The sequence below is a fragment of the Luteimonas notoginsengisoli genome, from assembly GCF_042648885.1.
GTDB lineage: Bacteria > Pseudomonadota > Gammaproteobacteria > Xanthomonadales > Xanthomonadaceae > Luteimonas > Luteimonas notoginsengisoli.
This window is the reverse complement of the sequence record NZ_JBHRYF010000001.1, coordinates 599229-608535: the sequence shown is the minus strand read 5'-3', so window position 1 is coordinate 608535 and position 9307 is coordinate 599229. Positions and strand designations below refer to the sequence as shown.

Sequence of the window (9307 nt, the reverse complement as noted above, 5' to 3'; positions counted from 1 at the left end):
TGTGCCTGATTTTGGCAAAGCTGGCACTAACCCGCCTTTTCGTAGGGTTTTGGCAGCCCGCCGGGGAAGATGCGATGCAGCTGGCGGCGCGACAGGCTGAAGAGATCGCACACTTCCTTGGCGCTGTGGCCGCGCTCCAGCGCCGCACGAATCTGCAGCACCGGATAGTCGCGAGCGCCACGCGCAACGTACACGCGTTCGCCTGCCAGGCACCGCAGGATCGAGTCGACGAACGGCTGCGCCATCCGCTCGCTGACCCCGACGTCCCGCACCAGCGCATCGGTGATGCGGGCGCGCAGCTCGGCTTCGCTGGCGTGCTTGTCGCTCACAGGCCCCAACCGTCCTTCGTGACGATGCCGCTGTTTCGCCGGGCCGGTTGTGTTCCACGGGAATCGCTGCGCGGTGCTGGTGCACGCTCGCTCGGTGGTGTTCCACGGGAATCCGAAGCCGGCGACGCGCTGTTGCCCAGCCGCGCCTCGCGCGCGTCCCAGTCGGCCTTGGTGTAGCGGTGCAGGCGCAGCTCCGGATGATGCGTGGCCGCGTACGCATAGACCCAGGTGTCGAGCGGTTCGTTGCGCGGACCGCCGCGGCGCTTCTCGAATCGGTTCTTCGCCGGATTGTAGGTCTCGCTGACCAGGCCCCCGAAGTACTCGGGCTCCAGCTCGTCACTGAAACGGATCATGCGGTCGTCGGGCTGCTTCTCGGCATCGCGTCCCAGCAGGCTGTAGAGGTGATGCTTGATGCCGACGGTGCCGACGTGGTGGATCTTGATGCCGCGCTTGTCGAGCTGGTTGCGCCAGTTGACGTCGACCATGGTGCCTTTACTCAGCACCGGCGCGTTGTTGGCCTTGGCGCCGAAGATGGCCATGTGCCGACGGACCAGCTTGCGGCGGACGTACGCCTTGACGGCCTCGGTGCGGTGGCCGGCGGCGTCTTGGGCACTGGCCTCCACCCGCAGGAGTCCGCCGCTGGCATGCTCGATCGGTCGGTTGAGCAGGTCGGTGAGCGCGGCCCAGACGTCGTCCTCGGCCGGGTCGCCCGGCAGTTCCACGTAATCGATGGGCCAGCACCGCAGGCCGCGCCCCCAGCCGACCAGCTGCACCGGGAGGCGATTGTCCTGCGTGTCGATGCCGGCGGTGACGGCCAGCACCCACGCCGGGACCGGGCGCAGCGGCAGCGGCTCGACGCGGTCGGCGATGAGGTTGTGGCGCACCGCGCGCATCGCCGGGTCTTCCCAGCACTCGGCGAGGCGGTCGTTGACGAAGGTCTTGAGCTTGGCCGGGTCGTTCTGCGCCTCGATCCACATGCGCACCAGGTCGAGCCAGCGTGGGCCGAGGCCGAGCTGGTAGTAGAGGCAGTTGATCGTGTAGCCGCGCATGGGCGCGCCGGGGTTGCCGGCCACCCACTCGCCGCCGGCGATCATCGCCGTCTTCTGGTGCTCCTCGATCACCGCGCTGCACTCGCGGCACATGTACCAGCAGCTGGATCCGTCGGGTGTCCATTGCAGGCCGCTCCATTCCAGCGGCTGCCGGTGCTCGCACTCCGGGCAGGCGACGTGGAAGCGGCGCTGGTCGGACTTGTTCCACAACTGCTCGGTGCGGCTCACCCCGCGCACGCCAGGGGTGGAAATGTAGAGGCGCTTGCTGGTGGCGGGGAACGCCGAGGTGCGGCCTTCGAGCATGGCCACCGGGTCGTCGCCGCTGCTGAGGTTGTCGGCAAACTCGTCGAGCTCGTCGACGATGAGCGTGCGGACGGTGGTGGACTTGAGGCGGCTGGGGCTGCCGCCGTGCTCGAGGTACAACTGCCCACCGGCGAAGTCCTTGAACGTGCGCGTGTTGCTGGCGTCGCGGCTGGCCACGCTGGTGAGCGTGCGACGCACCGCGGGCGTTTCCTCGATCAGCGGATTGAGCTTCTGCGCGATCCACTTGTTCATCGACACTTCGCCCGGCAGGCACACCATCACCGGGCCCGGGTTGTGGTCCATGGTGTAGCCGAGCGCATTCTCGCTGAGCGCGGTCTTGCCGAACTGGATCGGGAACATGCAGACCACGTCGCGCACCGGGCTGCGCGCCGACATGCAGTCCATCGGCTCGCGCAGCGGCGGGTTGCGCGAGGTGCGCCAGCGGCCGGGCTCGGCGCTGCCCTTGGAGGACAGCACGCGGTTCGCGTCCGCCCACTGCGAGACGGTGAGCGGCTTGCGCGGGGCGATGGCGCGGGAGATGACGCCGGCGATGCGGGCGGTGGCGGTCATGCGGATCCACCCTGCATCCGTTCGATCGCGCGAGCCAGCTCGCGACACATCGGCGCGGATTGTTCCTGCACCAGCGCGCCCCACTCGCCGAACGGGCCGAAGCCGCCGTAGTAGCTCACCGCGGCGCCAACGGCTGCCATGTCGTCGGCCAGCATGCGCATGCGCGCGGGGAGTTCGTCCAGGTCGATGCGCGCGATCATGCCGGCTCCGCTTTCGCAATCGTGCCGAGCTTCCGCGACAGCTCCTCCAGCGCATGCTCCAGCGCCTCGCCCAGCACCACGCGGATCCGCCCTTCGTCGCTGAGCGCCGCAAGTTCCGGCGCCAGGGTGTTCGGCAGGTTCTCCAGGCTGGTGCGGAACGTGGCCACCGCGCCGCGGACGGCGAAATCCACCTGGTCGGCTTCGAGCAGCTGACCCAGCTCCAGCTGCTCGTCGCGCAGCGCCTTGCGGGCGTCGGCCTCCGCCTTGTCGGCGATGGCCTTCGCCTTGCGTCGCGCGTGGCTGGCCTCGACCGGATCGCTGTAGGTGGCAGGCGGCGCATCATCGCCCTCGCCCGCCCCTCCGGCCTGCGCCGCCGCTTCGTCCGCCTGCGCGGCAGAGGCGGCACGTGCGGCGGCGTGGCGAGCAGCGACGCCGGCTCGGGCCGGGTCGCGGGTTTGGTCGATCAGCGCCAGTGACTCGGCCACCCGCACTTTCTTCCGGTCGTCGGTGAGGACGAGACGGCCGGCGTTCTTCAGCTCCGTGATGTAGCTGGGCTTGAAGCCCGCCAGGGCGGCGAACTCGCGAAGGCCGCAGATCTCGGGACGACTCACAGGCAGGCTCTCCCTCTTCCTTCCCTTCGAAAAGGCGAAAAAAGCAGGGCGCGCGCGCGACGGGACACGTAGTCCCGCCATGTGACGCATCGCGGGACACGAGCGAACGGCCGCAAACTCGCGCGGTTGCTGCGATGGGACGCGAGGGACACGTGGGACGCGAGCGTCCATACACACGCGCGACCTGCCCGCATGCTCGTGGCGTGACCGACTTCTCGCGCGCCCGCATAGGCGCGGATTTGCTGTCCCTCGTGTCCCAAGCCTTGTGCCGCCTCGTTTTCAGGCGTCCCCACAGGCGTCACGCTTCCCGTCCCTTGCGTCACACCGACCCACGTCATTGCACCGCCCCCCGGAAATCCTTGAAGCCGGTGGCGAACTTCTCGAGCTCCTGGCCGAGCCACGACTGTTCGGACTCGCCCTCGGGAGGCTCGAGGCCGAAGGTGATCAGCCGTTGCTGCCTGACGGACTGACCGTCGAGGTACCGTTTCTTGTCGCTGGTGAGGTCTCGCTTGCGCGCGATCGCGTTAAGCCAGCGCTTCATGGGCGCCGGCTTCACTCCCACGCGCCCGCTCCAGATCTTGTAGGCCTCGTACCAGTCGGTGCTCAGGCCGGGCATCGGCTTGAGGTAACGGATGTCGCCGCTGTAGAGCAGATCGATGAATTCCAGTGCGCTGTCCTGCGCCAGGCTGATCAGCTCGGTCTTGGCGTCGGTGGTCGGCGGCAGCGTGCCCTCGTCGAAGTCGCCCAGGGGCAGGTGCAGCAGGTAGTCGTGCAGTGCGGCGATGCCGCCGGCCGCGATCTCGGCCTTGATGGCGGCGTAGTAGGCGTGCTCGCGCTTGGGCGGCGTCCAGAAGACGCAGTGTCGGCGGTCGTCTTCCTCGAGGACCACGGGCTGGGCCTCGTTGGAGAGGAACACCAGGTTGACGTGGTTGGCCTCCTCGTAGGCGGCCATGTTCTTGGGGTTGATGCGGATCCGCGTGCCGGTGACCAGCGTCTTGAGCTTGTTCTTCAGGTGGAAGATGTTGCCGCGGGCGATGACCTCGTCGGCGATCAGGAACAGCTTGCGGCTGGCCCAGTCGTTGAAGCGGTCTTCGAGCGCGTCCTGGTCGAGCATGCGGCCGTACTGGCCGTAGATCGCCATGATCGCTTCGAAGAACATGTTCTTGCCGGCGCCCTGCGGGCCGTGCACCACGATGGTCGATTTCATCTTGGCGCCGGGGTACTGGATCGGGTACGCGATCCACTTGAGCACCCAGTCGAATAGCGGCTCGGGCGTGCGGTCGCCGCTGCACATGTACCGCAGCAGGTCGAGCAGGCGGTCGCAGGCGCCGGCCTTCGGCTCGGTTGGCCAGCCGGACCACAGGTTGCAGGTGATCGTGGGGTCGTCGCCCGCGGGGTCAAAGCCGACCTCCTGCATGCGGACGATCTCGCGCTCGGGGTGCTCCATCCAGGCCTTGTGCAGGTCGGACCGGATGCAGGCGTTGCGCATGTCGGTCAGCGGCAGGAGGCAGTGCTCGCCGCGATCGAACACCGCGCCGTTGGAGCCATAGACCAGCGCGTAGCGCGGGAGCAGCTCGTGCAGGTAGAGCAATGGCCGGAGCCGGCCGTCTCCCCGCTCCCCGGTTGTGGAGGAAGAAGCGCGCGGGTTTGCTGCACGCCAATCGAGTTCCGTGAGGCGGGCTTCGACCTGGGTGCGCACCACGTGCAGCCCTTCGGCGGCGTGCAGGTCGTTGAAGTCGGTCGGCTTGCGTCCCTTGTCGACGAACGCGGCTCGGCGCGCGGCGTCATCGGCGAAGCGCGGCGCGAGCCAGGCGCCGTTGACCTCGAGCGCTGCCGAGCTGGCGCTGCCGACGCCGGTGTTGCTGATGGCGTGCGGCTCGCCGCAGGCCGGGCAGTCGGTGGGATGGTCGGCGAGCGCGACGCGCGCTTTGCAGCCAAGGCACTTGCCGAGGCTGTCGTCGTCGGCACAGATCAGGATCCGCGCCTGCTTGTAGCGGAAGCGCAGCGCCCGGGCCACTGGGCCGAGGTTGCCGGCGTCGAACGCTACGGCCACGGGGTAGCTGGTGGCCTCATGCAGAGTGGCCGCGGTGGCGTAGCCTTCGGCGACCAGGACGATCCAGTCGGGCGAGCCCACCAGGTGGAAGTGGCCCTTCTTCGCCACGCCGACCGGCCAGAATTCCTTGACCGGCCGCTTGGCCTCGTCTGCCTGCTGCTGGGTGCGGAGGAACTGCAGGCCATGGACGCGGCCGCCGGCGTCGAGCAACGGCACGACCGCGGCGCCGCGCTTGGTGTAGCGCAGGCCGTGGCCGCGCACGCCCTTGCGGGCGAGGTAGTCGGATTCGCCGTCGACCAGGTACTTGCCCCAGGCGGCGTCGGCGCGGCGCGCCGCGGCTTCGGCTTGCTGTGCGCGCTCGCGCTCGAGCGCCTTGCGGTCTTCGGCCAGGCGGCGGCGCAGCGCGTCGCGCTGTTCGGCGGTGAGCGGGCTGGTCTTGCCCAGCACCACCTTCTGCGCGTTGTTGTTGTCGCCGCGCCAGATGCCGAAGCTGCCGACGATGAGCACGGCGCCGCCATCGGTCTGCAGCTCGTGCAGCCGGTACCACCCCCGCTTCTCGCGCCCGCCGTCTTCGGTCAGGCAGCGAACGGTGCGCGCCGTCCCCACTTCAAGGCGATCGACGACCAGGCCAGCGCTTCGCAGCTGCTGGAGGACGTCATCGTAGTTGCCGGCAGCCACGTTTCAGTAACTCCAGAGGCCGCTGAGTACACAGGAATCGCGGTCGCCATTACCCGCGTGGAGCGTCGCCCGGGAGGACCCGCACCCGGACCCGTTCAGGTTCGGCCGCCTGCGCGCGCCGCCGCCGCCGGGTGGCGTCGATCGCGCGCACTTCATTCCCACCCGGGGGCGCGGGGGTTCAACAGCGAGGGAAGCCGACCGCTTCATGCCTTCGCCGCCTCGCGGCGACGGCGCCGCCGCTGCTCGCGCCGCGCGAACGCCAGCTGCGTCTGCAGGTAGGGCACTGCCTTCGACAAATGCCGCACTCGCTCGCGCAGATCCGCGTCGCTGAGTTCGGCGATGGCTTCGATGGCCGGGTGGCCCTTGTGTCGTCCCACGATTCCCCCTGTCATCCGAGCCTTAGCTCGCCCTGCCGGCGTTGCCGGTCATCGCATTCGCGGCGCCGCTGCTCACACTCGGCGAGGTCGGCGGCCGGCTCTCGTTCCTCCGGCGGCGCGTACAGCGCAGCCATCGCCGCCTGCAGGCCACGCATCGACGCAACACCAGGCGGACGCGCGAACGTGGCCGGCGCATGGCGGCGAAACTCGCCCATCACCGGCGCCTCGCCCACGTGGCGAAGTGGGCATCACGCTTGTCCTGCTCTTCCTGGCACTCGTCGCACAGGCGCGCGCCTCGCGCGGTGCGCTCGGGACGAATCGGCTCGCGGCAGTCCAGGCGCTCGCACTCGGTCAAGCCGGCGCGCAGCGCCTGTTGCTGCCGGTGCCGGCGCAGGGCGTCGTCGTTGAGGTCGGCGGCGTGCTGCTGCACGCGGTCCATGGCGTCAGGCATTGGCGGCATCCCCCAGCAGCACGCGGCGCAAGGCCGCGACTTCCTCTCGCAGCAGCCGGTTATGGCGTTCGGTTTCGGACTCCCGCCGGCGCAGGCTGTGCAGGTCGTAGCCGCGCTGGTAGAGCATCCAGAACAGCGGGGCGTCGTTGCCGCACAGGTCCATGAGCTTCTCGAGCTTCGGCCAGACCACGCCCTCGCTGCCGGACTGCCAGCGCGAGAACTGGGCTTTGTCCACGCCCAGCTCCATCTGCAGCGCCTTGTCGAAGGCATAGCCGCCCGCCTTGGCGCAAAGCTCGATCGCAGCACCCAGCGACTTCTCGCGCGCGACCTCCTCAGGTCGCAGGGAAACAGGGAGTCCGAGCTGGCTGCTCATCGGCTCTCAACCAAGTTGAGTGGCGTTGAGAGACTCAAATCGGCAAAAAAAGAGGCATGGACACCACACCCCGAAACCCGAACCCGATCCGCCTCACGGCCCTGCGCGCCTTCAGCACGAGCACCGGCGCGGGGGAGGCCCTTGCGGTCTTCTTTCAGCTGGCGCCGGCCGCCGGTGTAGGCTGCGCGGGACGAGACGCACACCCCAACACCGAAGGCCGACATGGAAATCCTGCTCAACGAACGACGCGACGCGATCTCAGTCAGCATCGACGGCCCCCTTTCGGCGAACGCCGTGGAATCGCTGATCGAGCAACTTATGCAGGCGCGCATGGACATGACGCCGGAAGTTCCGCGCACCTATGCGCAAGCGCGCGACGCGGACGCGAAGGTGATGGATCTTGGCGAGCCTCACGTTGTTTTCGTGACCGAACGCGGCGGCCTGAGGTTGCTGATCCGCGGGGCCGGATGCGGCTGGCTGACCCTGCTCTACCCAACTGCCGGCTTCGGGAGCCTCCGTCAGCTCCTCGGCGAACAGCTGCCGGAGCGTGGTGCGGCGCATTAGATCGCGCCCTCCTGGGTATTCAAGGTAACGGGTCCCATCGGGGAAGCGCTGGAATACCGGGGACATCAGCCCTCCTCCGCCGCGTCGGCCGATGGGCCTTCGGGGTCATTGGCGGCTTGCATATCGCCCGCCGGCCAGATGTCGGGACGGAGCACAGATCGCGACACGGCCTCGGGGCCGATGCCCCGACTGGCAGACTCGATCTTCATGGCCAAGTCGGTGCTGGCCCTCTTGCCACGCCAACCAGTGGCGATTTGCCAGAGCCACGCCTTGGTGGTCCCAACTTCCTCCGCGAGCCGCTGGTGGCGGCCGGGGTCTTCGATGAATTTGATTAGGTCCATGGCGCGGACATTTAGCCCGGAGCTAAAGCCTAATGTCAAGCTCCACGCTAAACCCCCGGCTTTAGCCCACAGCTACGCTATCCACATGGACGTAACCGCCATCCGCTCGACGAATTTGCAGGCGCTTGTCGCCGATCTGACCCGGGGCGGCCGCAACAAGCGAGACGCGGCCCTGGCTCTAGGCATGAGCGGCTCCTATCTCAGCCAGTTGCTGGGTGGCAAGCCGATGGGCAACGACGTTGCGCGCAAAATCGAGGAGGCTGCCCGCTTGGGGCACGGCTGGATGGACAGGGAACACGCCGCCACGGGGGTTCGTGACGGGACCCCTCCCACGTATCAGGTCCTGCGAATGGACCCTGAGACCATCGCCGCCGCAATCAGCCTTGTCCGGCACACCTTCGCCCTCCTCGAGCTCGAGCACGACAACGAGGACGACGGCACCCCCCTTGCGTTCGCTTACGAGTACCTCATGGAGCGCCAGGAGCAGCAGGTCACACCGGACAACCTGATTGATTTCAGCAAACGGTTGGCACAAAAGCTCAGGGGGAACGATGAAAACGCAGCACAAGGCGGGAACGATCGAGGCATTGGCGGAAGTGATCGCCGCCCGCGTGAAAGGCGCGAAGCCGGCTAGACCGATCCTCCGCGTCGTCACGACGCCGCGGCCGACGCTGTTCGACAGCATCACGCGCGATTGCATCTACCGGCGCATCCGCTGGCTCCGAAAAGCCTATTCGCTGCAGTTCCTCATCGATCAAGCGACCTTCAACCACCCGGGCATCGAATCTCTGGAGGACGCCTGTCTGTCAAAGCTGCTGCGCGATATGGAGACCGCGCGCGAGTGCTTGGCCGAAGGGATTCCCCTCAGCGACATGGACATCGTGACCGACACCAGCGCGATGCTGACCGCCGACTGGGGTGGCCATGATTGACCCTGAGAGCAAGGCGGCACTCGAACGGGCGAGGGGCGCCGTGTCTAGCCGGCGCGCAACGACTCAGCGGCGCCGCGACTTTCTATGGGTGATCCTTGGAGTTCCGGTGGCGACCCTGCTGTACTGGATCTCGCGCGAGGCCCCAAGGCCAGAAACCCCGACCAGCGCGCAATGCAGCGGTGGCGATGCCGCGTGTATTGGCCAGCGCCTCCAGGCAGGCATCCAGGCAGGTTGCACGGCCAAGATCGCCGCCCTGCTCGCCTTCGAGCCGCAATGGACGGAGGGAATGTTCGACGCGCGGTTCTCAAACCCCGCGTGGTACGTGCCCGGGGACTCGATCGTTTTCACAGGGAACGACCTCGTCGCGTCCAATGCCATGGGCGCGCAGAAGCGCGTTCAGTATTTCTGCGTGGTGGACGCTGAAACCGGTCAAATCATCAACGCCGGCGCCCCGGAATTGCGCTAGGCGGAAAAAT

The 9307-nt window shown here is 67.9% G+C and carries 14 protein-coding genes; 4 read left to right on the top strand and 10 right to left on the bottom strand.

The genetic code is table 11. From position 1 onward, the window contains the following. Positions 1–26: 26 nt before the first annotated feature. From ACFOM9_RS02885 to ACFOM9_RS02845, 9 genes are all read right to left on the bottom strand, one after another. Positions 27–329: a hypothetical protein gene (locus ACFOM9_RS02885; protein WP_386705996.1), complete on the bottom strand. Its 303-nt coding sequence runs from the start codon at positions 327–329 to the stop codon at positions 27–29. Beyond that, positions 326–2251 carry a phage terminase large subunit family protein gene (locus ACFOM9_RS02880; RefSeq protein ID WP_386705994.1) on the bottom strand — a complete coding sequence of 642 codons (1926 nt, stop codon included), beginning with the start codon at positions 2249–2251 and terminating at the stop codon, positions 326–328. The genes ACFOM9_RS02885 and ACFOM9_RS02880 overlap by 4 nt, the downstream gene beginning before the upstream one ends. Then, positions 2248–2451 (bottom strand): hypothetical protein, encoded by a 204-nt coding sequence (locus tag ACFOM9_RS02875; protein ID WP_386705992.1) that lies wholly within the window; start codon positions 2449–2451, stop codon positions 2248–2250. Before ACFOM9_RS02875 ends, ACFOM9_RS02880 begins: the two co-directional genes overlap by 4 nt. Then, a complete protein-coding gene (locus ACFOM9_RS02870; protein WP_386705990.1) occupies positions 2448–3143 on the bottom strand; it encodes a hypothetical protein in 696 nt (231 codons plus the stop codon). The genes ACFOM9_RS02875 and ACFOM9_RS02870 overlap by 4 nt, the downstream gene beginning before the upstream one ends. A 253-nt stretch (positions 3144–3396) precedes the next feature. Then, positions 3397–5793 carry a DUF5906 domain-containing protein gene (locus ACFOM9_RS02865; RefSeq protein ID WP_386705988.1) on the bottom strand — a complete coding sequence of 799 codons (2397 nt, stop codon included), beginning with the start codon at positions 5791–5793 and terminating at the stop codon, positions 3397–3399. Between the two features lie 203 nt (positions 5794–5996). Then, positions 5997–6170 carry a hypothetical protein gene (locus ACFOM9_RS02860; protein WP_386705986.1) on the bottom strand — a complete coding sequence of 58 codons (174 nt, stop codon included), beginning with the start codon at positions 6168–6170 and terminating at the stop codon, positions 5997–5999. A gap of 11 nt (positions 6171–6181) precedes the next feature. Beyond that, a complete protein-coding gene (locus ACFOM9_RS02855; RefSeq protein ID WP_386705984.1) occupies positions 6182–6385 on the bottom strand; it encodes a hypothetical protein in 204 nt (67 codons plus the stop codon). Beyond that, entirely contained in the window at positions 6385–6621 is a 237-nt protein-coding gene (locus ACFOM9_RS02850; protein ID WP_386705982.1) for a hypothetical protein, read from the bottom strand. The genes ACFOM9_RS02855 and ACFOM9_RS02850 overlap by 1 nt, the downstream gene beginning before the upstream one ends. Next, positions 6614–6994: a hypothetical protein gene (locus ACFOM9_RS02845; protein WP_386705980.1), complete on the bottom strand. Its 381-nt coding sequence runs from the start codon at positions 6992–6994 to the stop codon at positions 6614–6616. The genes ACFOM9_RS02850 and ACFOM9_RS02845 overlap by 8 nt, the downstream gene beginning before the upstream one ends. A gap of 222 nt (positions 6995–7216) precedes the next feature. Here ACFOM9_RS02845 and ACFOM9_RS02840 point away from each other — a divergent pair, with 222 nt between their 5' ends. Beyond that, positions 7217–7558 carry a hypothetical protein gene (locus tag ACFOM9_RS02840; protein ID WP_386705979.1) on the top strand — a complete coding sequence of 114 codons (342 nt, stop codon included), beginning with the start codon at positions 7217–7219 and terminating at the stop codon, positions 7556–7558. Between the two features lie 65 nt (positions 7559–7623). Here ACFOM9_RS02840 and ACFOM9_RS02835 read toward each other — a convergent pair whose 3' ends face one another. After that, on the bottom strand, positions 7624–7899 hold the full coding sequence (locus ACFOM9_RS02835; RefSeq protein WP_386705977.1) for a hypothetical protein: 276 nt from the start codon (positions 7897–7899) through the stop codon (positions 7624–7626). 85 nt (positions 7900–7984) lie between these two features. Here ACFOM9_RS02835 and ACFOM9_RS02830 point away from each other — a divergent pair, with 85 nt between their 5' ends. The 3 genes from ACFOM9_RS02830 (at position 7985) to ACFOM9_RS02820 (ending at position 9297) form a co-directional block, all read left to right on the top strand. Then, entirely contained in the window at positions 7985–8533 is a 549-nt protein-coding gene (locus ACFOM9_RS02830) for a hypothetical protein (RefSeq protein ID WP_386705975.1), read from the top strand. After that, entirely contained in the window at positions 8451–8831 is a 381-nt protein-coding gene (locus ACFOM9_RS02825; RefSeq protein WP_386705973.1) for a hypothetical protein, read from the top strand. The genes ACFOM9_RS02830 and ACFOM9_RS02825 overlap by 83 nt, the downstream gene beginning before the upstream one ends. 106 nt (positions 8832–8937) lie before the next feature. Further along, positions 8938–9297, top strand: a complete 360-nt coding sequence (locus ACFOM9_RS02820; protein WP_386705971.1) for a hypothetical protein — start codon at positions 8938–8940, stop codon at positions 9295–9297. Positions 9298–9307 lie beyond the last annotated feature (10 nt).

Bases quoted from the DNA above. Each gene is read 5' to 3' on its own strand.
- ACFOM9_RS02880 (WP_386705994.1), bottom strand. From the start codon at position 2,251: ATGACCGCCACCGCCCGCATCGCCGGCGTCATCTCCCGCGCCATCGCC.
- ACFOM9_RS02875 (WP_386705992.1), bottom strand. From the start codon at position 2,451: ATGATCGCGCGCATCGACCTGGACGAACTCCCCGCGCGCATGCGCATG.
- ACFOM9_RS02870 (WP_386705990.1), bottom strand. From the start codon at position 3,143: ATGGCGGGACTACGTGTCCCGTCGCGCGCGCGCCCTGCTTTTTTCGCC.
- ACFOM9_RS02855 (WP_386705984.1), bottom strand. From the start codon at position 6,385: ATGGGCGAGTTTCGCCGCCATGCGCCGGCCACGTTCGCGCGTCCGCCT.
- ACFOM9_RS02850 (WP_386705982.1), bottom strand. From the start codon at position 6,621: ATGCCTGACGCCATGGACCGCGTGCAGCAGCACGCCGCCGACCTCAAC.
- ACFOM9_RS02845 (WP_386705980.1), bottom strand. From the start codon at position 6,994: ATGAGCAGCCAGCTCGGACTCCCTGTTTCCCTGCGACCTGAGGAGGTC.
- ACFOM9_RS02840 (WP_386705979.1), top strand. From the start codon at position 7,217: ATGGAAATCCTGCTCAACGAACGACGCGACGCGATCTCAGTCAGCATC.
- ACFOM9_RS02835 (WP_386705977.1), bottom strand. From the start codon at position 7,899: ATGGACCTAATCAAATTCATCGAAGACCCCGGCCGCCACCAGCGGCTC.
- ACFOM9_RS02830 (WP_386705975.1), top strand. From the start codon at position 7,985: ATGGACGTAACCGCCATCCGCTCGACGAATTTGCAGGCGCTTGTCGCC.
- ACFOM9_RS02825 (WP_386705973.1), top strand. From the start codon at position 8,451: ATGAAAACGCAGCACAAGGCGGGAACGATCGAGGCATTGGCGGAAGTG.